Raw genomic sequence first — 26,818 nt, 5'->3', positions numbered from 1 at the left:
CTAGAGTGAACGAGCAGCTAAGCCGGTGCAGCTTTTCTGTTTCCGGCTATGGAAAACATTCACTCCAGAGACAACAGCGAAGCCCAAATGATTAAAACCGTTATCGCGATCATCTTCACGCTTCTCGCTCAGCAGTTCATCTTTGGTCAAGAGACTGATCGAATCGCAGAGCTTGAGAAAATTGCCGATCACGCACTTGAAACACCGACTCTCAATACGTCACCTCTCCCCGATTACGACTACGATCAACTCGACTATGGGATGACGATTGGAATCGACCGCACTCCAGAGGGTCGCATCTGGGCCTGTTGGGTTGCTGGTGGTGACAGCCCGAAAGCATTTTTTGTACTGGCCACAAGTGACGACGAAGGGGAAACCTGGTCGAAGCCGCGACTAGTGATCGACACTCATTCCCCGGAACTTCCGATGGATCGCAGTACACTCGTCGGGAATCTCTGGACCGATCCGATGGGACGACTCTGGTTGTTCTTTGACCAGTCAATGAAGATGTTCGACGGAAGAGGCGGTGTCTGGGCCACTGTCTGTAGTGACCCTGACTCAGAAACTCCGCATTGGTCCGAGCCCAAACGCATCTGGCACGGTGTCACTCTCAACAAACCTGTCGTGGTTTCCTCTGGCGAGTGGATGCTGCCCATTTCTCTGGACGAACGTGGAGGACTTCACGAGTTTCAGGGTTGCTTCCGGGATCTTGACCCGTTGCGTGGAGCGAATGTCTTTGTATCGACCGATGAGGGAACTACATGGACACGACGAGGAATGGCGAACTTCCCGCAGCCTGACTGGCATGAACACATGGTCGTCGAAAAAACGGATGGAACATTGTGGATGTTGGCTCGGACTCGCAACGGAATCATGGAATCCACTTCGACTGACTCCGGATCGACTTGGTCAACTCCGGTGCTTTCTGCGATCAAACATCCCGTGGCTCGATTTCACATTCGTCGCCTGCGATCGGGCCGACTCCTCCTGATCAAGCATGGAGATAAAATCGATTCGCACTCCGGACGTGTTCAATTGAGTGCGTGGCTTTCCGACGATGACGGCGAAACCTGGAATGGGGGGCTGGTCTTGGACGAGCGAAACGGAATTTCGTATCCCGACGGCTTTCAGAGCCCAGATGGGACGATCTTTATTTCCTACGATCGAAACCGCTCGACCGATGGAGAAATTTTGCTCGCCCGATTTACAGAGGCAGATATTCAGGCGGGAAAGTTGGTGAATGAAGGTTCACGCCTCAAGATGCTGATTTCTCGTCCGCTGAAGAATCGAGAGTAAACTCACGAAATAAAGCCTCTTTGGCAATGCTACCAAAGAGGCTTTTCAAGCTTTCACTGCTCAGGTATCGAGCATAAAAATAGCATCAAAGCAATCTATCAAGTTGATTAGGACCTGGACATCAGGAATCAGCACTCCGATGCTGTCCAGTATTCTTACTCCAAGGCCTGTTCATGTTAACTAATGATAGTCACATAAAACAAACATTCTGATAGAGCCTCGACCAACCATCTTGCAAGCTCTTTACGAACGCTTTGTGGATCGACGTCGGCTCAGCCCCAGTCCAACCAGCCCCATTCCTAGCAATGCCATGGAAGTTGGTTCAGGCACTGTCGAAGGCGGCAAGACATCTTCTTCAACAGCTGCGTAGAGAACGCTTGGCTGTGAATAGTTATAGAAGCCGAATGAACCGTCTTCGAAAGTTCCGTTAATGTCAAATTGCAAGACACCATCAACGAAAACTTTAATGTTTGAAGACGTAAACTCAATATCGAACGCGTACTCAACATTATCCTGCCATCCAACGTTTCCGAGCGTTGCTCCACGTTGAAGAAAATTGACAGGGCCATTGTGATCCCATGCTGGGGAGTTCGTTGACGTGCCGCCCGACTGCATTGCCCCGGTGACACGAGAAATCGCCAATCCTGCGTCCCAGCCACTCTGGGTTCCCTGTTTCCAGTCGATCAGAATGAAGTCTGCTGTGGCGCTGCTCAGGTCACCGGCATCATAACCGAGTACAAACCCAAACCAGTCGTCATCACTTCCCGTCTGAACTTTAACTTTTCCAGACAGCGATTTTCCCTGACTGTTCTGGTTGTTGTAAAACACTGTTGTGTCACTGTTCAGTGTCTGTAGCACTGAATCGTTAGGAGAGACTGTTGTCTGTGGAACCCAGTTTCCGCCCCCTTCGTTGCTCCATGTTGAAAGATCAACCAGACCAGCAAAGGCCGATGAAGACGCCATTGCCACAACGGCACAACATAAGAAACTAAACTTCATAAATCGCATTTTTAGACCCTTGTCACCGTAAAAACTAAGATTGCTCAACAACAGAATTACCAGAAGCTAAATTAGCCTCCATACGCCTTGCAACGAGATTCTCGAAATCTCGTAAGCGGCCGAATTTGACGAATCGGCAGAATCTGCACAACCCGAATATTCCTCCCTCAGCGTGAAATCTTCCCAAACTACGCCAAATTCCTGATTGACGATTTCCGGCATGCGACCTCGCTCACATTTGCTGCATCAAGTGCGATGGTTTCCCCTGCATCAATGCATGATTTCTTTCGCACAAATGTGGCGATCAAAGCATTTCTCTCTGAAGTCGTTCCAATCGTTTGAGAGCGATTTCACCAAAAACTTGCGCAGCTTGATCCGATCCACAGATTCCGATATGAACACCGGCTGAGATCATTTTGTGACTGTGCACAGACCGAAGCTCGCAAGGAGTTGCCTAATGAAAGACGCAGTTGAGTGGGAGAAACAGCTTCATGAAGACTTACGGAAACAACCAGTTACTGAAATCACTGGAATTCTCAAGAGTGACGGGTTCCGAGCTGCTGATTGTGGCAAGCAGGACGGGTCGCATCGCTGGAAAATGACGATGACGTTCATCGCATGGAGAATTGGCGATGGCCCGATTCGAACTGACAATACGCTCTATTTCAGACGTTCAGGTGATGAAGCGGATGCACGGGCTCTTGCAAAGGCAATGACACAAGGCACGCTCCAGATTACTCGAGACGACCCCGACTTCGTCTGTGTTCGAATGCCAGCAGACTCGCCATCTCGAGAAATTATTCTGCGTGTTCAGGGAAGACCGATTCTGGAAGGATATCTCAGCATTATGGACACACCATGCTCCCCGAATGCGTGGTATGAGGCATTCATTGAAGAGGTGACCGACGATTCCGAGATGCAAAGCGTCCTCGTCGATCTACAAAACCCTGTCACACTCGATCACAAAAAGCTCGGTAAATTCACTCTGGAAAGAAATCTCGGGTGGTTTACTTCGGCAACGAAGTTTCAGCGCAGCAAGATCAACCTTCGCTTAGAGGCCAAAACAGTTGAAGAAGCAGAGAAGGCTGTAATCAACGCTGAGAAGTTGTTTAAGAGTGCTGCCAACTGGAATAAAACCGTTCGACAGCTCGCTGCGGATCAATTGCTGGAAACGAAGAATGAAGACTGGCTTGATGACGATGAATCTCCAGTCAACGCACGCACATTCAAATCACGGCTCAGCGTGAACTCGATTGTTGTATCTCCTGATGGATACGTCACCTTCTGGCTGGATGATGGCGACTTGTTCTGGGGCCACTCACTCGAGGTTTCCGGCACATTAGCTGACGGTCCGACTCGGGTTGAGATTCAGGGTTAAGCGACTTCATTCCGCGGTTGGCCAGTCTTCGATTTCGTCCAGTGCTTGAGTGAGCGAAGGAAGGACATCGCCGATAATTCGCGATGTTTTCGCGCTGACTCGCGTGTTGAACAAGACTGCAAGATTACGTCCATCCTCGCGACGAATCAGGATTGTGTTCGTGCCAGGCAATGATCCTCCGTGGCTCGCACTGAAGGTCTCATCATCATTGACTTTGATGGACCATCCCAGCCCGTAATAGCGATCTTTTGGATTGCCGTTTTCCTCGTATCCCGCCAGTCCTTCCGGGCGGGCGAACATTTCTTGAATGCTCTCTTCTGAGAGGAGCGGGCTGCTGTCGGGAGAATCGAATGCAGACGCGAACTTCACAAGGTCAGAGGCAGATGCAATCCACGCACCGTGCGAATCCATAGCCTCGAGGTACCAGGCTCCGTAGGCGTGAGGGACCGGCGAATGTAGATCTGCCTTGAACACCGACTCGCCCTGCCACGGATGATAATAACGCACTTCGTTCGATCTTCGTCCTGCAAGATGCGTTGAGCCGATTTGCATGTCACTGACACCAATTGGCTCTAAAACGTGATCACGGACATAACTTTCGTAATCCTGACCGGAAACCTTTTCGATGAGCCGGCCAAGAAGACAGTACCCATAGTTCGAATAGGCATATCGCTCACCGGGCGCGAAGTCGAGCGGCTTGCCAAGCATAACACGAATCACAGTCTCAGGCGTTGCGGGTGGATCAACTCCAAGTTCTTCGGCGAATTCGATCGACTTGAACATTGCGTCAAAGGACTGATCGCGATCCCATCCTCCACGATGCTGAAGGAGATGCCGAATCGTGATGTCGTTCTGACGCTCATCGAAGTCTACACCGTCGGGGAGATGAGGCTCATAGTCGAGCCGCTCGAAGACCTTGTCATCGAGCGATAATTTTCCCTGTTCGACAAGCTGTAGGACTGCGATTGCCGTAATCGGTTTCGAAACGCTGGCGATACGGAAAAGACTCTCGGGACGAACTGGCTCTCGTTGCCCGACATCCGCGTACCCAAAGCCGCGGGCATAAACGACTTTCCCTGCGTTCGAAATCGCGACCGATGCCCCAGGGATCTTGTGTTCCTGAATGAACGCTGTCAGAACGTCATCGACAGACTGAAAGGCGGTGCTTGTCTCACCGGATGAAATCGCATGAGATCCAATGGAATCCTGATAGCCTGGACCGCGTAAGACGATTCCCGGACGCTTTCCTGTGTATTCGCCGTCAGAGAGGACGAGTTCTCCGTTGACGACCACATGCTTCATCCCCACAGAGAGTGCATGGGGATCGGTGAATGTCGCTTTGTCAGCGATTTCGTTTTCGTCGAAGACAATGATGTCTGCGGCCAGGCCTTCCGCAATTCGTCCTCGATCATAAATCATCACGCTGTTGGCAGCTGTTGCACTCGCTTGAGCAATTGCTCGCTCTAATGGAATCGCTCCCAACCCGCGCACATAACGCGAGAGCATTCGCGGAAACGATCCAAAAGAACGAGGATGTGATGCTCCCCGGTTTCCTCCTGCGGGACCGACATCGGTGCAAAATGAGACAAAAGGCTGCTGCATGGCCAAGATCTTGTTCGCGTCGCTCATCGTTTCCGGGAGCGCAAATGATCCTGCGATGCACAGATTGAAGAAGGTGTCCCACACGTCTTCGTCGACAGCTTTCGCAATCTCAGCGACAGACTTGCCTGTCAACTCTCGATAACGAGCTTCGTTCGTTTGACCGACAATCACCCTGTCCCAGTTTGATCCGGTATGGCGATACCAGTTTTCCCAACCACTTGTTGTCTCGATTTCTTCTCGAACCGTTGCACGCAATTCCTTATCATCTTTGAGTCGATTTAGGAATTTGGACCGCCCTTCGCCGAAGTGCCTCGGATGAATGAGTGCGTCGATGCCGAGTCCGTTATTGATGTACGGGTAAATATCCGCAGTCACCTGTTGCCCTTCTGCCCGCGCTGCATGAATTCGAGCGAGCGCCAATTGCATTTTCCCCCAGTTTTGCTGACCAGCTGCTTTGAGATGAAAAATGTGAACGGGCGTTTTTCCGATGCGGCCGATTTCGAGAGCTTCATCGATGGCTTCGAGAAGGCGGTCACCTTCATTTCGCATGTGCGTGTAATACCGGCCGCCATATTCTCCTGCGACGGCGGTAAGCGCTCCGATTTCTTCAGTCGTTGCGTAAACTGCAGGGGGATAAATCAAGGCGGTGGACACACCAATCGCCCCAGCTTCCATTGCTTCCCGCACGAGATCCTGCATCGCGCTCAACTCTTCAGGAGTCGGTCGACGATCGGCCTCTCCCATCACAAGTACGCGAACTTGAGTATGACCAATCGTCTGCACGACATTGACGGGCAGCCCCCGCATGTCGAGCATTTGGAAATACTCCATCATGTTTTGCCAACCGAGCGACGCTGCCTCCGCTTCGCTGACCGGTGCAGCAGACCCACCCTCCCCAGCATTGATTGTGGTGATGCCCTGAGTCAGCAGATTGATCGCACTGTCTGGGTCTCGCAGCATGGGCGTCGCCGTCTGCCCCATCATGTCAACAAATCCGGGAGCGACAATCAGGCCATCGGCATCAATCACTTCATCCGCCGACTCCGGTGAGATCTTTCCAACCTTGACGATCTTTCCGTCCACAATTCCGAGATCAGCTTTGAACCACGGCGAACCCGTGCCATCGACAACACGTCCGTTGAGAATTGCGAGCTCGTAGAGCGGCTTAGATTGATCTTCAGCTTCGGACATTTCCGCTCCGTTGACAGTGAGCACCAGAAAGGCAGACAACAAAACGGACGAAGTTAAACAGGCAGGCAAACATGAAGGCATGAGCGAGGCTTCCCCTCTAACAGTCGATCAAATCTAGCGATCAGCCGACGTAAAAAGATGATGGCACCGGTGGGATTACTCTAAATGAATGGCGTTAAATACTGCGCGAAATGAAGCCTCCTTTGCAACTGTCTCACGTATTGGCGAAGCCATCTTTCTTGCAAGCTTTGAGGTAAACACGCGAGGAGTTGGCGACTACGGTGTTTCGATTGACGTTCCGAAGTTGGTAAACGATAGTTCAATTGCCTTGGTGGTGCGTTTCGCACAGGTCGATGTTTCGTCGACCCGGTCTCAATGAGGTCGTTAAGACTCCGCTGCCTGCGTAATCCGTTCACGGCTACGCTGCGCAAGGCTTTGAATGGAGTAGCATGGGCTGCTCCATTCTTTTTCAGGTTTTCGAATGTCTGCGCGAACAACCTTCCAAGTGACATCCGGTTGTGGCTGCACCATCATGGTGTTCGCTGGGGGAGTTCTCCTTGCGTATCAGGCGCCGGGGGTTGTCGTCACTTGCGTCTTAGGCGTGATCTGTGTTCTCATTTTCGCCGGATGGATCACCGCGCTGTTCCAGCTGACATCAGGCAACCCGCAACAAGCTTTTCGAAGTTGGATGGGATGGGGACTGACCGTCTCGGAACTGGCTCGACGACTGGATCTTCCTGAAGAGCAACTGATCCATCATTCTCCTCGATACTCTGATCGGGCGATTCCCAAACGATCCGGTGGGACTCGAATTCTCAGAATTCCTGATGCCACGACAGCTGAGATCCAGAAACGAATTCTCCAACGTCTTCTCCCATTGCTCAATAGCCATCGATGCGCAACAGGTTTTGAAGCTGGGTTGTCTATTGTTGATAACGCCCTGCCTCACGTCGGACAGGCTGTCGTCATCAAGCTGGACCTCGTGGACTTCTTCCGGAACACACTTCGAGATCGAGTTGAGCTCTATTTTCGGCGCATCGGCTGGGGGAAAGAAGCAGCTTCCGTTCTTCTCCGTCTGACTTGCGACGATCAAGGTCTGCCTCAAGGAGCCAGCACAAGTCCGCGGTTGAGCAACGTCGTGAATTTTTTGATGGACGAGCAACTCGATCAACTCGCCAAGAGCCGAAAAGGTGTCTACACACGCTATGCAGATGACATCACATTCTCTTTTCCCAAAGACTATCCCCGGCGAGTCCGGGGAATAATCCTCAAGACGCGATGGATCGTTCAACGTTTTGGCTATCAGCTGAATGCGAAAAAGCAGCTCATTCTTCGCCAGCATCAACGACAGTCAGTAACGGGTTTGAACGTGAATTCCAAAGCCTGCCTGCCGCGTGAACTACGACGTCGACTACACGCCGCCCGTCACAAATTAAAGATGACCGGAACAGCGACCTGGACGGAAGAACAACTTCGAGGTTGGGCTGCTCTCGAGTCGATGGTCGAATCTCAATCGTCGACGGAGACGAATCACTAGGCAATTTCCTCAGCCTCTCGAATTGCGGCCGTCCAAATTTGATCATTGAGACGTGATTCAATCGTCGCGAACCGGCATCGTTGCGCTCCGAAATGCCCGCGTACTTTGTGCCAGAGTCGCCGTAACGACGCACAGACCGACCGTCTGTGAATTTTTCGCAAAAACGTTCCTTGCGAGCAAAAGCTGCGGCGACAACCGACCGGGGAATCTGTGAATCGAATTGGTTTTACAAGTGTTTCCCGCAGAATCAACTCCAGCTGTTGATTCGTGTGACGAAATCCAACTGCACTTGCAACACTTCTTGACAACACAGTAGCCAATGTTACACTCCCGATGTGACCGCACCTGACGCTACAATGTAACAAGAGGTTCAAATGCCGATCAAACCGCAAACTCGGCCCGCATTCACGCTCATCGAACTGCTCGTTGTGATTGCAATTATCGCCATCCTGATCTCGCTCCTGTTGCCAGCTGTCCAGCAAGCACGCGAAGCAGCGAGACGATCTCAATGTCGAAACAACCTGAAGCAAATCGGATTAGCACTCCACAACTACCATGATGCTCATAGTTGCTTTCCCGCCGGGTACTACAGCTATCCCACCCGTGACGGAAGCGGCCCTCCACAAGCGATGGTTGATCCGAACACTTGGGATGGAGGACCGGGATGGTCATGGGCGACGATGCTGCTCCCCTTCATTGATCAGGGACCGCTCTATAGCCAACTCGATCTCAACAGACCCAGTTACTCACCAGTCAATCTGCCAGTCGAAGCGACAAAACTCTCGGTCTTCCTATGTCCGTCCGCCTCAGGTTCCCACGACTCGTTCTTAGTTCAGAATGAGACAGGACAACCGCTGCAGATCAACGGAGGTGGTATTGAATTTGGTCGCAGCCACTATGTCGCGAGCCATGGTCAAGAATCCTGTTGGGGTGAGTGCGGAGCGAGTCGCACAGGCGAAGTCTTCACGAACATTTATGAGGGGACCACTCAAGTCGTTCAAATCAACGGCGATGTCTCCAAAGTGGCAGACGGGCCCTTCTACAGAAACTCCCGCACTCGCTTCCGCGACATCACGGACGGAACGACCAACACCATTTTCCTCGGCGAGCATTCATCTCGACTAAGTGATAAGACCTGGGTCGGCGTCGTCCCCGGAGCATTCACTCACCCGCAATTCACATCGCCTGAAAATGGTCCGGATGCGGCAGCGACACTTGTGCTAGTTCACGGGGGGCCTTCCGGGGGAGAACTCGACATTACAGGCTTTCCGATTATCCACCCGGTCAACTTTCCAACGTTCCACGTTGGCCAGATGTACTCAGAGCACTTTGGCGGAGGACATGTCACGCTGGGTGACGGGTCTGTTCGATTCATCTCAGAGAACATCGACCTGTTCACATGGGCTGAACTCTCCAGCATGTCAGAAGGAGAGATCGTCGGCGAGTTTTAGACCAATGAAAAACGATTCGACACTCTCGTGAAGTCGGTAGCATCGAACCGCATCTCCGATCACTTTGCAAAGTACGATCAAGAAGTAGTGTCAAATTCTGTTTGCACTGACTCGCACGAGCAAACTTAGCTTTCGAATGTGTGACACCGCGGAAGCGAGTGCACAGGAAAGAGCAACTTGCTCAAGCCTACAAGTCTCGCTTGCTGCGTTCCCCAGAGAAGTTTTCAAAGACCGGTACGGAATTATGAACGAGAACGCTGACTGCCACCGCTTTTCATTTTCGAAAAACTCTCTGTTCGCTCTGCTGCTGACGTTCACTTTGATCGCGGGATGCGGCTATCCGGAAATCAGCCCGCAGTCTTATGACTTGACGAAAGCTCTGTATTCGATCTGCAATCGAAAGGATGAGATAAGACTCGCTGAGTTTGAGCAACACCTGTCAAAAGAACTCGCGGACGGAAGCATTTCCGATTCCGAAGTCGCCATGCTCGAATCCATCATTCAAATGGCGGAAGGCGGAGACTGGGAAAACGCGATGCAGGAGTGTCGACAAGTCATGGTCGATCAAGTCGATCGCTGACTCTTCGAAAACAGTCGCTCGACCAATGCAGGGACTGAAGAGACGAGTTCCAAACAGTCTCAATTCAATTGAAACTAAACAACACGCTCATCCAGTTTGCGGTCCAGATCATCAAGACTCTTGAAGTTCTTGCTCACGTTTGTGCATCCGTGCTATCGGGCTCCTTGACCCAAACATCAAAACTTGCTGTCCTGTTTGGATTGCTGTTTCATGCAACCGCTTCAACATGCTGCAAAGTCTGTTGAGGATACTTCCGCTCCTTCATATTTGACGTTTGCTCTCACTTTTTATGGGAACAGACACCTGATGTGAGCGTTTTGGGTTCAACTCCTTAGTCAGGCCGAACATGACCAATTTCACCGCAGCTGGAAGTCGACCTTTTCAATTTGTTCTCGCTCTGATTGCTCCGCTTTTACTTGGCTCGACGGTGAATTCCCACGCCGTGGCGAATGACGAAGATCGCCCGAATATCATCGTCATCCTTGTCGATGACATGGGATTTTCTGATATCGGATGTTACGGAGGAGAAATTCAGACGCCGAACATCGATCAAATGGCCGCACAGGGAGTTCGCTTCTCCCAGTTCTACAACTCCGCTCGATGCTGTCCCACGCGAGCAACTTTGATGACCGGTCTTCATCCTCATCAGACGGGGATCGGTCACATGACCAACCCACCCAACTCCAAAGGTCATGATCTCGGGATTCCCTCCTACCGCGGTTTCCTGAATCGCAATTGCGCCACGATCGCAGAGATTCTTCAGCCCGCCGGTTACAGCACTCTCATGACGGGAAAGTGGCACCTCGGCATGGAACTCGAAGATCAGTGGCCGCTGCAACGTGGGTTTGAAAAGTATTTCGGTTCCCTGGCTGGTGCAACTCGCTTCTTTCACCCGTTTCATCCGCGCGGAATGACACTAGGCAACGAGCAGATCGAAGACCCTGAGAGCACGACCGACGAACCGTTCTACACGACAGATGCATTCACCGACTACGCGATCCAGTTTATTCAGGAACAGCAGTCAGAAACCAACGGCGACAAACCGTTCTTCCTGTATCTCGCTTACACCGCCCCGCACTGGCCACTGCAAGCCCACGAAGACGACATTGCCCGCTACCGAGGAAAGTATCAAATCGGATGGGATCAGCTGCGCGAACAACGTCTGACTAAGCAGATCGAACTCGGATTGCTCCCGGAAGGAACTCAGCTCAGTCCTCGTGATAGCGACGTCCCCGCTTGGGAAACACTTGAGGCTGACGCCCAAGACGAGATGGATCTCAAAATGTCGGTCTACGCAGCCATGATCGATCGCATTGATCAAAACCTGGGACGACTCTTCGACTCCCTGAAAACAGCAGGAATCGCTGACAATACGCTCATCATGTTTCTATCAGACAACGGAGGCTGCGCTGAAGGCGGAACTCTCGGACGCGGTGAGTTTTATGACGTCGAAAAACGGAATGAAGAGACTGCCAACAGCTACGGAACCGCTTGGGCCAATGCTTCCAACACGCCATTCCGACTTTACAAGCACTACGCCCACGAAGGAGGGACCTCGACCCCATTCCTGATGTCCTGGCCGAAACAAGTGAAATCGAACTCAGATTGGTATCGCGACCCCGCACAGTTGATCGACATCATGCCCACAATTCTCGATGCTGCTGGCGTTGAATATCCGGAGCAGATGCACGGCAATCCGATTCCCGCACTTGATGGCGTCTCGTTATTGCCCGCGATCACACAACAGCCGCTCGATCGTACGTCTCCGATTTTCATTGAACACGAAAACAATGCTTTCGTCAGAGATCAGGAGTGGAAACTTGTCGGAAAAGGTGTCGCTGCGACTCAGGGAGTCATGCCTGAGAAATGGGAACTCTATAACATTGAAAAAGATCGTACCGAGTTGAACGACCTCGCATCTTCTCACCCCGAGAAGGTTGAGGAGCTGTCGTCAGCCTGGCATCAATGGGCGGAGCGTGTCGCTGTGTACCCAAAAAAGAAAAAAGGTGCCGACCAGAACAAGAAGAAGAAAACAGCGAAGAACGACAAAAAAGAAAAATCTGAAGAGTGACGCTTCACTCTCGCTGAAGATGAGCGAGGATACACGCTCCCGAGATCACAGTCACACTGTGAAATCGGACAACAACACCACTGAGTCAGTTTCGCTTTCACGACATCGTCTATCGGCGATTGAGTTCATCTGAAATCGCTAATGAAGTTTCCCGTCGACATCCTCAAAAAGTGCTGGTTTCTGGCTGGCCCCACTGCGGTTGGTAAATCCGAGCTCGCTCTTCAACTCGCCGAGAAACTCGATGGAGAAATTCTGTCGCTCGACTCGATGGCGATTTACCGCCAAATGGACATTGGCACAGCTAAGCCGACGCCAGAACAACAAGCCCGCGTTCCTCATCACCTGATTGACCTCGTTGATCCGCATGAAGAGTTTTCGACCGCCGAATACCTGGTGAACGCAGAACAAGTGTGCCGGGATGTTTTGAATCGCGGTAAGACTCCCATCTTTGTCGGGGGGACAGGACTCTATCTGCGGGCGATTCTAAGAGGCGTCTTCGAAGGCCCGCCTGCCGACTGGGAGTTTCGAAACAAGTTGCAAGAACAAGCTCAATCCGAAGATCAGGACTGGCTTCACTGTGAGCTTTTAAAAGTCGATCCCGTATCAGCTGAGCGTCTGCATCCGAATGATCATCGACGGCTCATCCGATCGCTCGAAATCCACCATTTAACAGGTCAACCAGCCTCCGCCATTCAGAACGAGGAGCCGCTTCCAAAAGAGGAACGCCCCTTACATGTCTATTGGCTCTCACCCGATCGAGCGTGGCTACGAGATCGGATCGACGCGCGGGTCGAATCGATGATTGAGTTAGGCTTGGTGGCTGAAGTGCAGCAACTTCTTCAGCGTGATCCCCCCATCGGGCGATCCGCTCGGCAAGCACTTGGATACCGCGAAATGATCGACTATCTCGAGGGTCGCTTAGAGAGTCTCGACGCGACGATCTCCCAAATCCAAACCGGCACGCGGCAGTTCGCCAAGAGGCAACACACCTGGTTCCGAAATCTCGTCGAATGCCGCCCGATTGAGCGCCGACCAGAAGATACAGCAACCGATCTGCTGCAACGGATTCTCTCACGATAGCCGACTTGCTTCGAAACGGTTTCCCAGCGTAATTTGGATGAACACGGTAGATCGACTCATCGGTCACCTCTCTATCGATCCCAAATCGCAACCGGTTTTCGATTGCGTTGCTCTTCGCCTGGAATTCTGGAGTTGGTCAACCTGAAATCAATCGACTATCATTGACTCTCTCTCCCAAGTTGCCGACGTGGCAGTGAATTTGCAGAGAGACTGTGCATCAACTGACTTGTGAACCACTGCTTCGTGAGTCACATGACTGTTGATCATAGTTCGAACTGGTTGGCGTCAATTGGAGCAAATGAGCTCAGTGACAGCCTGAAGCAAACCGTTCACGCGAGTACAAGAACTGAGAGACTCGCGCACAAAGATTGGTTACGACCACATGATGGTGGCTTATACAGACACCCCACTGTTGGGGAAAGGATTCGCAATGGCAGCCTGTTTTTCTTCATTCACCAAGCGATGGGTTCAATGGAGTTCAGCATCCGCTTTAATTCTCATCGCTTCGGTCATTCTGATCGGGTCATTGCCACTTTCCGCAGACGACCAGCTTCCTCCCCCTCCCGAACTTCCTCAGAGAATCAATCCTCTCGAGGGCATGATCGATCCAGTGACGGGAGAGGAACTCTCAGCTTTCGAGCCACAGAATCCCGAAACGAATGACGAAGAACTCGCGACGGAGGCACTCGCTCTCTACATGACCGGGCGGATCGCTCTTGAACGTCGTGATTTTGACGCAGCAGTGGAGGCTTTTCGAAAAGCCATCGAGCTCGCTCCGAATGTCTCCGACTCCTACAAAACGCTCATCCCACTCCTGCTTGCTCAACGGGAACATGATGAAGCAGCGAAACTCGCCTTGCAGGCAGCTTCGCGAACCGATTCAGGATACGAACTCGTCGCAGCAATGGCGGGTCAGTTTGCGAGTCGCAGCCAACTCGACAAAGGAATCGAGCTGATCAAAGACGCGCTTGATCAAGCCGACTATTCAGTTGGAAGCCGACAACACTTGCTCCTGCATCGTGACCTCGGTCTTTATTACCGGCTCAACAATGAAATCGAAAATGCTGCCACTGAATATGAGATTGTCCTGAATGCAATTCTGTCCGGTGAAGTGGATGAAGAACTGCAGCTGGAGGTTCTCAAAGACCCCGGCAAGAACTTCGACGAATTCGGAGACACATTTCTCAAAGCTGGCCTTCCGGATCTGGCACTGAAAGCTTTCGAAGAAGCGTCGAAACACCGCGAAGCCAAACCCGGACTTCACAGCTTCAACCTTGCGACTGTCTTCCACGAGACAGGCAAACCCGAACAGGCATTGGAAGCACTGCAGGAATACTTCGACGCACAACTTCAGGGACGCGGACGCGCAGCCTATGAACTCCTCGAGAAAATCTTAAACGAACTCGGTCGGGAAGACGAACTGAATGAGCGACTGGACGAAATGTATGCCAAGGACGAATTCAATGACGTCCTGCGTTTCTTCCTCGCTGACAAAGTGCTGGCGAGCGAAGACCTTGAGCGAGCCAAAGAACTTTACCTTGGGTCAAACCCAGATGTCACCGATCCGCGTGCCATGGTCGGGCTGCTGCAAATCTACCGAGAAGAAAATGACTCAGACAATCTCCTCGACGTTCTCACGAAAGCGTTTCAAGTCATCCCCAGAGCCGAAGATCCCGAAGCATTGAATCGCCTTTCCGAAGATGTCCAACGTCTCTCGAGAGGGTTTGAGGAAGAACTCGAAGCGTTGAAATCGGACGAAGAAACCCTGAATGGAGTTTACGCCTCCGCTCGCACATTGGCGGAGGGAGACGATCCACAACTGCAGTTCATTCAGGCTTACTTCCTAGGAAAAATGGCCACGGAGACCGAGAACACCGAGGCTGCGATCGAATTTTATCGACTTGCGATTGCAATGCGGAACGATCCGCCACCGCTGCTTTATAGCGAACTCGGCGGATATCTGATCGATGACAAGAGCTACAAAGAGGCGATCGATCTGCTCAACGAAGCTCTGACGAATCCATCGGACTCACTGCAGAATGAACGTTGGAGATTCCTCTACTTCCTGACGTATGCCTATCAATTCGATGGCCAGACAGAACGCGCTCTCGAAGCAGTTGATGAGGCCCTGAACAACGCACCTGATCCGATCATGGGACGTCTCCTGTACCAGAAAGCCTGGATCTACTACCACAACCGAGATTGGGACCAGGCGCTGAAGTACTTCAATCAAGTGCTCAGCCAGTACGCTTCAGAGACGGACCTTGTGCAGGACACGCAGTTTCGTGTCTCCAACATCTATGTCGAACAGGGAGACATGGAACAGGGTGAGCAGGTCTTGCTTGATGTCCTCGAAACCGATCCCGAAAACACTCAAGCGAACAACGACCTCGGATATCTCTGGGCCGATCAGGACAAGAACCTTGAGAAAGCCCGCGAAATGATCCAGAAAGCTCTGACCGCCGAGCCGGAAAACCCAGCTTACCTCGACAGCATGGGATGGGTCCTGTACCGACTCGGAGAGTACGAAGAAGCTGCGAAGGTTCTTCAAAGTGCGACCGAACAAAAGCATGGGGACGACAGTACAATCTTTGACCATCTGGGTGACGCGCAGCTCAAACTCGGTCAAGAGGAAGAAGCCAAGGCGAACTTTCAGCGAGCGCTCGAAATCGAGAAAGAGAAAGAGCATCCCAGCGAAAAACTCTTGAAAGATCTGAGAAGCAAACTTCAGATTGAAGACGAGTCGACCGAATAACAGTTTCTTTGGTCGATCTGGCACTGCCGGTGCTAAGCTCGTGAAGTCTCAGCGCATCGATCAAATTTCCAGTTTGACATCGCTGGAACGGTTTCGAGATTTGTTGGCAATTGCGTCGCGGAGTAAGTCATCTTGACTATTGAGTTCTATTGTCCGGAGTGCGAGGCCTATCTGCGCGCGAACTCAACAAAAGCTGGACTCTCAGTTCAATGCCCTCATTGCAATCACCGAGCATGGGTTCCGTACGAGAGTGAACCGCAATTCGACGACGAAGATTTTCACGACTGGGACGAAGCCGTTGTCGATGATTCAGCGAGCGACTCCGCCCTGCTGGTTCGTGAAGAGAGGTTGAGTCCATCCTCTCAGATCGATGATGCTGCACAATCTCAGATTTCTAAGTGTCCAAGATGTGGATCACCGAAATTTCAGGGAATTTGCAAATGCACTTCCTATGAGATTGAACACGAAGAGGTCTCAACGGCTGTTCCTGGCGAAGTCGATCTCTCGCGTATTCTTTCCCAAACCTGGACAATATATACGAAGAATCTGCCGTCCTGTTACGCCGTCACACTGCTTGATTTGCTGTTCACCGTTCTGGGGCTCATTCTTTCCCTGATGATCGGCGGCATGTGTGCTGCCGTTTCGCAACAACCACCGGGAATCGCAATTCTTATCTTCTTTATTGTCAGCTTGATGGGTATGTCCCTCTGCTTTTCGATCCTGGCGGTTGGACACCTCAACTTTTACCTCGATCTGTGTCGCACTCGAACGCCAAATCTTCAGAAGTCTTTCGAAATTCGCGGCCCGATCGGAACTCTTCTCATCTCGGGGATCATCTACTGGATGACTTTCGTTCTGATCTTCCCCTTATTCTTTCTCTGGCCGTTTGGCCGCATCGTGGTCGACCAACATCAGCGGGGAGTTTCTCCGCTCAGGTCAGCGTTGCGATTGACGCTTCGCAATGTTGAAGTCTGCCTGTCGCTGGGAGTGCTTAAGATTGGGGCATTTTTTGCGGCAAACCTAATCCCTGTCGTGGGTCAGATTCTGATTGTTCCATATTTAGCAGTTCTTAACACAGTCGCTTACCTGCATCTCAACGGCGAGCAGGATTTTTTTGACGACTGACGGCTGCAGCGAAGTGTCGCATCATTTACTGAGTCATTTCGCATCACCCCCCTGACATGACTCAATCTGATGCACACAGAATGCACACGAATTGAGCAATTTTGTCCAATTCCCTACCAATGGGACTGGAAATCAGAATCTCAGGTTTTGGAAATCTGTTAGAAGTCCGTAAACTCGCATAGGAAGTAATTGACCCATAGGAGTTCTCAGCTAACATCTCGGTAACAAACCGAGTCAGACATCCGCGAATGGAATAGCGATTGCTTACAGTGACCGAACAGAAAGAAGGCAACAACATTGATTGCTTCATCGGAATCGCTCACTCAAATTGTCTGGCAACCGGAGTTCTAATCTATCGAAACAATCGAGAATTCGACTGGATTGAGACATCAGCGATTCCGCTGGTGAGTTTCTAAAGACTTTCCAGGTGCAAGGAAGAAAGCTTCCTGGAAGAAAAAGCTCACGCTGACCTGACCACAGGTCGCAATAACTGAGCTCAAAGACCGCGACCACGTTCCGCAGATGAAAGCAAAAGCTTGACTAGCGATTTCACTCCCTCAGGGGAGCAAGAACCGCCTACTGGAGCTTCCCATCGGACAGATTCCGGGAATGAAGCCTCAGAGGCCCAATCCTCAAAAAAGAATCCCTTACCTAAACAGGATGACAAGATGATTACTCACTTTGCCGAGCCAACAACTGAAACTCCAGTCCCAGTTGAAGGAACCGGCATCCAGGCCGAACCCGGCATCCACTCAGCTTCGGACAAAGAGGCCAAAGGTCCTCAGATTTCCGAGCAACTCGAAAAAGACCTCGTTCAGGTCTTCAAACTTCTCGCTGACGAAACACGCCTCAAGATTCTCTTTTTCCTCGGACGCGAAAAAGAACTGCACGTTTCAGCTCTCTGTGAGCGACTCGGTCAAAGCCAGCCAGCTGTCAGCCACCACCTCGCACTTCTGCGAGTCGCTGGTCTGATCGAACCACGACGTGACGGCAAGCACAACTTCTACTCAATTCAACAGGGACAGTTCCACAAGATCATGGGCGAACTGTTCCACAGCTTCACCGATGAAGGAAACTTCTCAGAAGTTCGCTTCGAAGATTTCATCTTCCGACAAGCCCGCAACAACGACTAGAACTTGTTGAGCTCTCGTTGGCAGCGACTAAGCTGCGAACAGGTTTAGAATTCAAGTCCTGAATTCACCGCCTCGTGATCCACTGGATCACGAGGTTTTTTTGTGCCCTTCGTTCGGTCGGATTTTGCTGCGAACAACGCTAGGATGGGGGAAATTTCTTTTCTCTCGAGAGTGGCAGAATTCATGGCATCGTCGTTCGCCCCTGTTAGAAGAATCCGCTTCCAGTTTGCGTCTTTCGCGATCTGCTTTCTGTGCCTGTTCCTCAGCGCCTGCAGTTCACCATCCCCCAGTGGCGACGATCCCGCAGTCGAATCTGAGTCATCAGAATCGAGTCCCGCTTCTGACGAAGCAGCGAACGCCAAAGCCAATGAACCGGCTCCATCCACAGCATCTGACGCAACGGAAGTTGAGGTCGAACAAGTCGCGATCACAGAAGAGAACTACAACAATCCACTCACTCCGGAGCAGCAATCCGAAGGTTGGATCAGCCTCTTCGACGGAGTCTCTCTTTTCGGCTGGGAGTCGACCAATCCAGAAACGAACTGGAGTGTTTCCAACGGAGCCATCACAGCTTCAGAGGGACCTGTCGGATTTCTCATGACAACAGTTCCCTACGCCGACTACGAACTGATCTGTGAGTATCGAACGCAAACAGGAACCAACAGCGGGTTATTTCTCCGCACAGAATTCCCTCCCGGGAACATTAAGACCGACTGCTACGAAGTGAATATCGCCGACGAACACCCCAACGGTTTTTTGACCGGCAGCCTCGTCAATCGCGAAAAAACGAGCGTTGACATCCCCACCAACAATGAATGGAACACTTTCCAAATCGCCGTCAACGGCGATCAAGTTGACATTCATCACAACGATCAGCAGGTTCTCAGCTACAACGCGAATGGCACTGTTGCTCCGCTCGGACGCATCGCCCTTCAGAAGAACTTCGGCAAGATCGAATTCCGAAAGCTCATTGTACGGCCTCTCAATCTGACGTCTCTGTTCAACGGAACCGACCTTACAAACTGGCGGGAAGTCCCGGACTCAAAGAGTCAATTCACCGTCGAAGACAGCACGATTCATGTTCAAGATGGAGCTGGTTTCCTCGAGACAGAAGAGACCTACAAGAACTTCATCTTTCAAGCCGACGCCAAAACGCATGCTGCCGAGTTGAACAGCGGATTCTTCTTTCGAGCAGAAACAGGAACTGCCGAAGCTCCGTCCAATGGTTATGAATTCCAAATTCATAACGGCTTCGACGAGAGTCGTGGGACCCCTAACAACTCCGGTACGGGAGCAATCTTTCGAAGGGTTGATGCCCGCTACGTTGTCGCTGATGACAACGAGTGGTTCACCTCCACGCTCATCACCTACGGTCCAAGAATCTGTTGCTGGGTGAACGGGTATCAGGTTGTGGACTGGGTCGACACTCGAAAGCCCGACCCGAATCCGCGTCGAGGGCTCCGAGTTGAAGCAGGTCACTTGAGCTTGCAAGGGCACGATCCGACAACCGATCTGTCGTTTCAGAATCTCAAAATCGCGGAGTTTCCAACTCACTCAAAAAGTGATGAGTAACTCGACCGACAAGAAGAAGAGACTCCTCGATGCGCCATAGCTCACTAATTCCAACAGCGTCTTGTAGAGAGCTGAATCGTATCAGGAGTTTTCGGACTCTTGTTCCAGGTACAACTGATTCGACTGGATAAACAACTCCACTGCCCGTGGAGTCAGGTATCGAATGCTCCGGCTGGCTTGTGCTCGCTCACGAATTTCCGATGCAGAAATGTCGATCGCGGGCATTGATGTGAGTAGGACTCGATCGGGATCGATCGTCGACGGGATCACCGGGCTTTCCCGACCTCGGTTGACGGCCACAAGCGTCGCCAGATCAAGAATTCTCTCTGGCTCTCTCCACTTCGGAAAATCGTCAAGTGAGTCCGCTCCGACCAGCAGAAACAACTCTGCCTCTGGATGCTCTGCGGCAATGGCTTCCAACGTCTCATAGGTGTAGCTGGGGCCCTTGCGTTTGATCTCGATCTCGGACAGACGAAGCCCGGCATTTCCCGCCAATGCAAAACGCAGCATCTCCAGTCGCAGCTTCGGAGGGGTGACTGGCCTTCCCTGTTTGTGCGGGTTCACGAAAGCTGGAACGAAACGGACCTCGTCGAGTGACAATGATTCGCGGATCGTTTCCGCAAGAATCAAATGCCCAAGATGAACCGGGTCGAAGGTTCCGCCGTAGATACCAATTCGCATTCTTTCGCCGCCGAGGAGTTCGAGTCCCAACTGAATCCAACCACTTTTGCAAACACATCATGAAAAGCGGCTTGCTCACGCGACGAAAAGGTACAGCTTCAGTGTACGAAAATGAAGGCTCGCAGAATCATCTGCGAGCCTTTGAGATTCAAGCGGATTCTAAAAAGCACGCCTTCCTCAACGGGTTGTCATGGCTGCAAGTCGACTTTGTAAATCGACAAGATGATTTCAACTGACAGTTTTGTTGACCTTACGCGACAGGAGCTCTTGATCGATCACCAACAGAGCTGAGATAGAGCACGCTCGAATCAAGCGGTTCGATCGGGTCCATCAAAGCGTGGGCTGCCTTGAGCACATCACGACGACTGATCAACCCAATAACACGACCGGACTCAATGACGGGCAGACGACGATAGTGAGACGTCATGAAGATCTGAGCGATCGACCATAGTCCCGTGTCAGGAGTGACCGTTGCCGCGTTTGTGTCTACGAAACTCTCGATTCGATTCGTTGGAGTCCCGCGTTCTGCTGCATCCATGAGCAAGCTGATTGATGACTTTTCAGAGAAGACCCCAAGATACCGCCCGTTCCGGTCCACAACGGGTGCTCCGGAAATCTTGTTTTTGATCAGCAATCCAATGACTTCTAACAGATCTTGATCGGGAGTCACTGTGATGACCCGCCTGGTCATGATGTGTCGAGCCGTCGTGTTACTTGTCACCATACTTTGCGTCCTCAATGAAAAAGGAGTGAGGTGTGTCATCCCCGTCAAAGAGTTCTCAGGGGATTCCGCGAGAAAGGATCACCATCCAGTTTGGCGAGAGGATTTTACCAAAAACGAGAATGTCTCATCAACAATATTTGATACCTTTATTTTGCGTTTGGTAATTTCGAAGAATTCATGAAAACAGGGCTTGACGAAAATACTCGAGAATGGCCCTTTTCGAGCGGATCTCCCTTTACCTCATGGGTTTGCATTGCCTTCACAGATTCTGTAATCTGCTTCCTCGAGGTGCCGAAAGGCTATCTCCCTCGCGGTGGGGTCCTTAGGAACCAGGTCAGGCGGGAAACCGAGCAGCCTTAACTTTTGGCTTCAGGTGCTGGGGAGGTAGCCTTTCGGCTCTTTCTTTTGAACCAGCATGCATTCTTGTTTGAGCATCGCCGAGAGCAAAAAACGGGCACCAGCAGACACGAGGCGACAACAGGACACCGATCTAGCTTAGGGTGTGCCGCCAATTCTCAAGGTTGTCCCTGGCTGGAGACGATGATCCCCTCCTGTCAGAGTCGGATTCTCTGACCGAATCCGAGACACACCTTTTGGCGATCCGTAATAGCGAATCGCGATCGATTCGAGAGTTTCACCCACTTGCACGACGTGCCGACGCCCTTTCGGTGGGGGAATGAAATTAAGCGGGAGGACCGGTGTTTTTTCCGAGGCGGAAATCTGCAGCGAATCACCAGCAGCTTGCGATTCGTCCGCCCCGTTTGATGGAGCCGATTCGACTGTCGTGATCTTCGATTCTAAACTCCGATCACCAGACGGCGGGATTCGAAGCGTTAACCCGGGCCTCAAATCGTCGGGGCTGTCGAGCACATCCCGGTTGGACTCGAAGATCTTCTGAAAAAGACTTGCCTGCCCCAGCGTACGATGGGCAATTCCTGACAACGTATCCCCTGGCCGCACAACGTAAGACTGCTCCAACTCCGATTCGGAAACACTCGATGCCACTGACGACTCTGGCACTAGACCCGAGCGAGTTGCATTAAGAGCACTCCCCGTCGACGCATCGAGATACCTTTCGTTCTCTGAAACTGCACCCGATTGTGATTGGACAGAAGTCTCTTTTCGCCCAGCGACATCGGCTTCCCGATTTAAATGATACGGTTGGTCCGCATCCGCAGGGATGAGAGATTCCGGTTGGACTGTTGAGCGCTCGTCACGACTGGATGTCACCGTCGATTCTGGTCGAGCCTGCTCACGATTGCTGACATCGTCATGAACTGTCGAGGCTCCATCCGCAATCAACGTTCTTTCGTCACGCTGATAGTGCCGAATCGGAAGAAACTCGATTTCTGAGTCGTCCGGGATTTCTTCGACGGAAGACGTTTCTGAAGAAGGCTTCACGATGACGCGTGGAAAGCAGAATGCGATCGCAAATCCCACAACGAGGATTCCTAACGCCAAGCCAAGTTTGGCATCGCTTCGCATATCTTTGGATAAGTTTCAGAATGGCTTCGCGGACGACACGTTCGGAAGTTTCGAACAACACTCTCTTCTTCGGTCGTCGGCGTCGATTGCATCGACTGAGACCGGAAACTTGAGCCACACTTCCTTCGACTCGCCAACGATTCAACAATTGGCGCGACAGTCCGCCTCGTGGCGATCTTTCCGACTCTGGCTGCTCTGACGATCAGTCCATTTTTCCGAGTTCTGGCGTGAGCAGCATGCATCATCCCAAGTCTTTGGAAACACCATCTGAGAGTCAGTTCAAAACGAGCCAAATTGAGGTGATCGGTCGAAAGCTGCTTAGAGTCGTAGACACTGCGACGGCGAGTCTTAGAATGAATGGACGAAATTTCTTGAGGTTCGATTTAAGGCAGGTCATGAATCAAAATATTCAGCGTTTGACGTGGGGAATCCTGATCGCTGTCAGTTCGACGCTGAATGCTCAAGAAATCATTACGATCCCCGAGATCCCTGTTGAGTTCAGTGCGGTCGACAACAATAACTTTCTTCTGACTCTGACACGGTCGCAGGAGTCGACAGTCGTTGTCGAAATGCTGGGGCGAGACGGGAATCCACTCGGAATTGGGACCGGATTTGTCGTTCGATCTGATGGGCTCATTGCAACCAATCTGCACGTCGTCGGTGAAGCTCGTCCGATTCGAGTCCGCCTGTACGACGATCGCGAGTTTCAAGTCACCTCGGTTTATGCCACAGACAAACTTCGCGACGTCGCTTTAATTCAGATCGACGCCACTGATTTGACTCCCCTGCCTCTCGCAGAACCGGATTCGCTCGACCAGGGTGAAGTCATTTTCGCACTCGGCAATCCGCAAGGGTTGGAGCACAGTGTCGTGACCGGAGTCGTTTCCGGGTTTCGAGATGGCGAAGGCGAGATGAAGCTGATCCAGTTGGCCATTCCCATCGAACAGGGAAACAGTGGAGGCCCCTTGCTCGACATGGATGGACGAGTTCACGGATTGCTGACTCTCAAGTCGCGATTGACGGACAACCTTGGCTACGCCGTTCCGATTGAAGCTGTCCATGATCTGCTCGAATCGCCAAATCCTGTGCAGATGGAGCAATGGCTGACAATCGGAGCCTTGAACCCAGAGCGGTGGGAACCTCAAGGTTCAAGCGTGAATTGGAGACAACGGGCAGGCGAGATTCATGTCTCGGGTCAGGGAGATGGCTTTGGTGGACGTGCACTTTGTCTTTACCGAGGAGCCCTGCCGGAGTTGCCGTTCGAGGTGGCAGTAGACGTTCTCGTTCACGAAGAAGACGGAGCGGCTGGTCTGGCCTTTCATTCCGACGGAAGTGACATTCATTACGGATTCTATCCGAGCAGCGGCGCCTTAAGACTCACACACTTCAACGGGCCGACGGTGTACAGCTGGAACGTTCAGCAGAACCAGATGACACATCACTGGATTCCAGATTCCTGGAACAGAATCAAAGTTCGAGTCGAGCCCGACCGACTTCTCTGCTACTGCAACGATGAGCTGATTTTCGAACAGCCAAATCCGCAGCTCGATTCCGGGCGAATCGGACTCGTCAAGTTTCGGCACACGACAGCTTCATTCAAGCGATTTCAATTCGGCTCTGAACTTCCAGATGAACGTCCCAGCCCTGAGGTCTTGGCGCGAGTCAACTCGCTCGCGAGTGAGGTTCCGGTCGCCAACCCAATTCCGATCGACTTCGTTCGAAAACAAACAGACCTCGATATGGTCGGACAGAAAGCATTGCACTCCGCTGCGCAAACGCTGGAAGCACAAGCGCAACAACTGCGTGTACTGGCCAGAGAAATCCACGAAGAACAGACGCGGACGGAACTCGTCGCAAAGCTTGAAAGTTCCCCGCCTGAATTGCTTGAAGCAGCTTTGCTCATCGCACGACTGGACAATCCTGATCTGAACGTTGACGAGTATCGTCAGGCTGTCGATGCACTCGCGCAGCGTTTTCTGGACTCGACCTCAGACGAACTGACTCCTGCAGACAAGCTCGACGCGTTTCACGAGTTCCTCTTCGAGAAGAACGGTTTTCATGGCAGTCGAACGAACTATTACAGTGCGTCAAACAGCTACCTCAACGAAGTGATTGACGACCGCGAAGGACTTCCTCTCACCCTCTCGCTACTGTACATCGAGCTTGCAGAACGAGTCGGGTTAACGGCATCCGGAATCGGCTTGCCCGGACACTTTCTGGTGCGTGTTGATCTTCCAGAAGAAGAAAGATTCATCGACGTTTTCGACAAAGGGACCGTGCTCAGCGAGAAGATGTGCCGCCAACGGGTGCGGGAAATGACAGGTCTGACATGGCGAGACAGCTATTTAGATCCACAAGATGCAACGTCCATCATCAAGCGCATGCTGAGAAACCTGATTGGTATCGCGAATTCAGATTCCGACCTCGAAGCAGCTCTTCGCTACACGCGAACGTTGCTCACGATCGATCCAACTTCTGTTGAAGATCGACTCTATAAAGCGGTGCTCTGCTACAACACAAAACGCTGGGACGAAGGGCTGGAAGAGGTCGGAAAAGTTCTTCAAGAGCAGCCACCTGAGATCGAACTTGATCGCGTGCGTGAACTTCAAGACGCAATTCTCGAACGACAAAGAAACGCGGGATCAGGGAGCGACTGAGGCATCATCGACTGCTTCCAGAGTCAACTCGTACGATCCAACATTGTTCGAACGGTTGTTGCCAAAGTCATTCACCCGAAACATCAGTAAGCCGCCGACTTCTGATCGGACCAGTCCTGATTTCCCGATGTCGACAACTTCCATTCTCTTCTGATTCGATTCATTAACTTCTGCCGGATCAACTAAAACAGCTGCCATCAGTCGACCTACGGGAAACCCATTCGCGTATTCAAACGTGATTCCCTGAGGTTCACTTACCCAGTCAACTGGAGACGAATCGAGCACAGCTTGGCCGTCTGCAGTGACTTGAACTCCTTCACCGGCCTTCAAGTCATAACCTGACGACGTCCACCCTTGATCCGCCGCGATAGTAAGAGTCGCAGTCGGAGGAAGATCAACTGGAGGCTCAGTCCCCACGACAAACGCATTCGCTTCGAACTCCCATCCGAAATCAATGGCTCGGCAAAATTCTTCCCACTCTGCTTCGAGTAGCCACATGTCGGGAGCGAAGAGCTGTTCGGCGGTCTCAACAAAACCAGGGCCGATGAGATGATCGCGAAGCTGCCGGAACCGCTTTTGGTATCGAGGGTGAGTGTCCAGAAATTTGCAGAGTGCCCAACTCCAGGCGTAAGGAGTTGAACGCGATCTGCTGAATTCGACCTCCCCAAGTTCGCTCACTTCAACGACACTGAGAGCTCTTCCTGCTTCGACTTCTTGACGAATCATGTCGATCCGCCCGAAACCGAGAAAGTCTTTCGGAGAGTCCGGCATCACGCCAAACTCCAGGTGTCCGCGTTCATTGAACCGATGGGTCCCGTAGAAGTCCGCCATCCCTTCGAGGTACCACAGGGGAGGATGAATTCCCGGAACACGCATCATGAAACAATGCGTCGCTTCGTGAATGGCCAGATGGCGTCGATAATAATCGAGTTCCTGGTCATACATCCAAAACTCTTGTCCGGAGTGTTGACCATGCTGAAACCCTGCTAACTTCGCCGGCAACAACCCGGCAGCCAGAAACCGGTCACGATCGCCAATGAGGTAACCGGACATCTGAAACTCTTTTTCGTCGCGAGCGGGCGGCAAGGGACCGTAGTCTTCAAGCAATCGCTCGTAGACGAGATCAATCACCGGAGGGATGTTGCGAGCGATGTCTTGATCGACGTCGGTATAAAGACGCAGACGCTTAGACTCGATGACGTCAATGTCCGCGTTTTCCAGCACTTGAGGGTCGACAACACGCCGATCGTCGTCAGGGCGAAAGATCAGCCCCGGCTGTGTGTCGATCACTTCATCGGAATTTGAAGTCTCAGCTTCTTTGTTTGAAACTGTTTGCTCATGTTCGGCAGCAGGCGACCTCGTCGTCACCACCGGCCCCTCAAGAGCAGACCGAGTCGGCTCCTGCGGAGATTGCGAATCGTTGCAACCGACACCGCACATTGTCAGTGCGATTGCAACAATGCGACTTTGCCAACGGTTCAATTCCGAGGCGTCCACAATC

The 26,818-nt window shown here is 51.9% G+C and carries 19 protein-coding genes and 1 other RNA gene; 14 read left to right on the top strand and 6 right to left on the bottom strand.

The window, feature by feature from the left end:
• Window positions 1-87: 87 nt before the first annotated feature.
• Complete coding sequence (locus AB1L42_RS21830) at window positions 88-1,296, top strand: sialidase family protein (protein WP_367061499.1); 1,209 nt, start codon at window positions 88-90, stop codon at window positions 1,294-1,296.
• A 243-nt stretch (window positions 1,297-1,539) separates the two neighbouring features.
• Here AB1L42_RS21830 and AB1L42_RS21825 read toward each other — a convergent pair whose 3' ends face one another.
• Window positions 1,540-2,259 (bottom strand): PEP-CTERM sorting domain-containing protein, encoded by a 720-nt coding sequence (locus tag AB1L42_RS21825; RefSeq protein ID WP_367061496.1) that lies wholly within the window; start codon window positions 2,257-2,259, stop codon window positions 1,540-1,542.
• A gap of 493 nt (window positions 2,260-2,752) precedes the next feature.
• Here AB1L42_RS21825 and AB1L42_RS21820 point away from each other — a divergent pair, with 493 nt between their 5' ends.
• Window positions 2,753-3,673 (top strand): DUF2262 domain-containing protein, encoded by a 921-nt coding sequence (locus AB1L42_RS21820; protein ID WP_367061494.1) that lies wholly within the window; start codon window positions 2,753-2,755, stop codon window positions 3,671-3,673.
• Between the two features lie 6 nt (window positions 3,674-3,679).
• Here AB1L42_RS21820 and AB1L42_RS21815 read toward each other — a convergent pair whose 3' ends face one another.
• Window positions 3,680-6,547 carry a serine hydrolase gene (locus AB1L42_RS21815; RefSeq protein WP_367061492.1) on the bottom strand — a complete coding sequence of 956 codons (2,868 nt, stop codon included), beginning with the start codon at window positions 6,545-6,547 and terminating at the stop codon, window positions 3,680-3,682.
• 400 nt (window positions 6,548-6,947) lie between these two features.
• Between AB1L42_RS21815 and AB1L42_RS21810 the strand changes: the two genes are divergently transcribed.
• From AB1L42_RS21810 to AB1L42_RS21765, 10 genes are all read left to right on the top strand, one after another.
• Complete coding sequence (locus AB1L42_RS21810) at window positions 6,948-8,003, top strand: reverse transcriptase family protein (RefSeq protein WP_367061490.1); 1,056 nt, start codon at window positions 6,948-6,950, stop codon at window positions 8,001-8,003.
• A 374-nt stretch (window positions 8,004-8,377) separates the two neighbouring features.
• Window positions 8,378-9,454, top strand: coding sequence for a DUF1559 domain-containing protein (locus AB1L42_RS21805; protein ID WP_367061488.1), 1,077 nt, complete (start codon window positions 8,378-8,380; stop codon window positions 9,452-9,454).
• Between the two features lie 244 nt (window positions 9,455-9,698).
• Window positions 9,699-10,034 carry a hypothetical protein gene (locus AB1L42_RS21800; RefSeq protein WP_367061486.1) on the top strand — a complete coding sequence of 112 codons (336 nt, stop codon included), beginning with the start codon at window positions 9,699-9,701 and terminating at the stop codon, window positions 10,032-10,034.
• A 346-nt stretch (window positions 10,035-10,380) separates the two neighbouring features.
• Entirely contained in the window at window positions 10,381-12,105 is a 1,725-nt protein-coding gene (locus tag AB1L42_RS21795; RefSeq protein WP_367061484.1) for an arylsulfatase, read from the top strand.
• A 141-nt stretch (window positions 12,106-12,246) separates the two neighbouring features.
• On the top strand, window positions 12,247-13,185 hold the full coding sequence (gene miaA, locus AB1L42_RS21790) for a tRNA (adenosine(37)-N6)-dimethylallyltransferase MiaA (protein WP_367061482.1): 939 nt from the start codon (window positions 12,247-12,249) through the stop codon (window positions 13,183-13,185).
• 430 nt (window positions 13,186-13,615) lie between these two features.
• Window positions 13,616-15,940, top strand: coding sequence for a tetratricopeptide repeat protein (locus tag AB1L42_RS21785; RefSeq protein WP_367061480.1), 2,325 nt, complete (start codon window positions 13,616-13,618; stop codon window positions 15,938-15,940).
• A 132-nt stretch (window positions 15,941-16,072) separates the two neighbouring features.
• Window positions 16,073-17,065: a hypothetical protein gene (locus AB1L42_RS21780; protein WP_367061478.1), complete on the top strand. Its 993-nt coding sequence runs from the start codon at window positions 16,073-16,075 to the stop codon at window positions 17,063-17,065.
• A 260-nt stretch (window positions 17,066-17,325) separates the two neighbouring features.
• Complete coding sequence (locus tag AB1L42_RS21775) at window positions 17,326-17,481, top strand: hypothetical protein (RefSeq protein WP_367061476.1); 156 nt, start codon at window positions 17,326-17,328, stop codon at window positions 17,479-17,481.
• Window positions 17,482-17,733: 252 nt separating this feature from the next.
• The gene (locus tag AB1L42_RS21770; protein ID WP_367061474.1) at window positions 17,734-18,198 is read left to right on the top strand and encodes a metalloregulator ArsR/SmtB family transcription factor; all 465 of its coding nucleotides are present in this window, start codon (window positions 17,734-17,736) and stop codon (window positions 18,196-18,198) included.
• Window positions 18,199-18,381: 183 nt separating this feature from the next.
• The gene (locus AB1L42_RS21765) at window positions 18,382-19,770 is read left to right on the top strand and encodes a DUF1080 domain-containing protein (protein ID WP_367061472.1); all 1,389 of its coding nucleotides are present in this window, start codon (window positions 18,382-18,384) and stop codon (window positions 19,768-19,770) included.
• An 81-nt stretch (window positions 19,771-19,851) separates the two neighbouring features.
• Here the strand turns inward: AB1L42_RS21765 and nadD are convergent, their stop codons facing one another.
• A complete protein-coding gene (nadD, locus tag AB1L42_RS21760) occupies window positions 19,852-20,451 on the bottom strand; it encodes a nicotinate-nucleotide adenylyltransferase (protein WP_367061470.1) in 600 nt (199 codons plus the stop codon).
• Between the two features lie 250 nt (window positions 20,452-20,701).
• The gene (locus AB1L42_RS21755; RefSeq protein ID WP_367061468.1) at window positions 20,702-21,175 is read right to left on the bottom strand and encodes a CBS domain-containing protein; all 474 of its coding nucleotides are present in this window, start codon (window positions 21,173-21,175) and stop codon (window positions 20,702-20,704) included.
• Window positions 21,176-21,472: 297 nt separating this feature from the next.
• Here AB1L42_RS21755 and ffs point away from each other — a divergent pair.
• Window positions 21,473-21,568: signal recognition particle sRNA small type (gene ffs / locus AB1L42_RS21750), an RNA gene on the top strand.
• A gap of 102 nt (window positions 21,569-21,670) precedes the next feature.
• On the opposite strand, the gene AB1L42_RS21745 is transcribed toward ffs, so the two are convergent.
• The gene (locus AB1L42_RS21745) at window positions 21,671-22,615 is read right to left on the bottom strand and encodes a LysM peptidoglycan-binding domain-containing protein (RefSeq protein WP_367061466.1); all 945 of its coding nucleotides are present in this window, start codon (window positions 22,613-22,615) and stop codon (window positions 21,671-21,673) included.
• A 440-nt stretch (window positions 22,616-23,055) separates the two neighbouring features.
• Between AB1L42_RS21745 and AB1L42_RS21740 the strand changes: the two genes are divergently transcribed.
• Window positions 23,056-25,317 carry a transglutaminase family protein gene (locus AB1L42_RS21740; protein WP_367061464.1) on the top strand — a complete coding sequence of 754 codons (2,262 nt, stop codon included), beginning with the start codon at window positions 23,056-23,058 and terminating at the stop codon, window positions 25,315-25,317.
• Here AB1L42_RS21740 and AB1L42_RS21735 read toward each other — a convergent pair.
• On the bottom strand, window positions 25,303-26,814 hold the full coding sequence (locus AB1L42_RS21735) for a hypothetical protein (RefSeq protein ID WP_367061462.1): 1,512 nt from the start codon (window positions 26,812-26,814) through the stop codon (window positions 25,303-25,305). The two genes, AB1L42_RS21740 and AB1L42_RS21735, sit on opposite strands and share 15 nt — an antisense overlap.
• Window positions 26,815-26,818 lie beyond the last annotated feature (4 nt).

This window comes from Thalassoglobus sp. JC818 (genome assembly GCF_040717535.1).
In the GTDB taxonomy this organism is placed as follows: Bacteria; Planctomycetota; Planctomycetia; order Planctomycetales; family Planctomycetaceae; genus Thalassoglobus.
The sequence above is the reverse complement of the archived record's forward strand: the minus strand, read 5'-3'. Positions and strand labels throughout refer to the sequence as shown.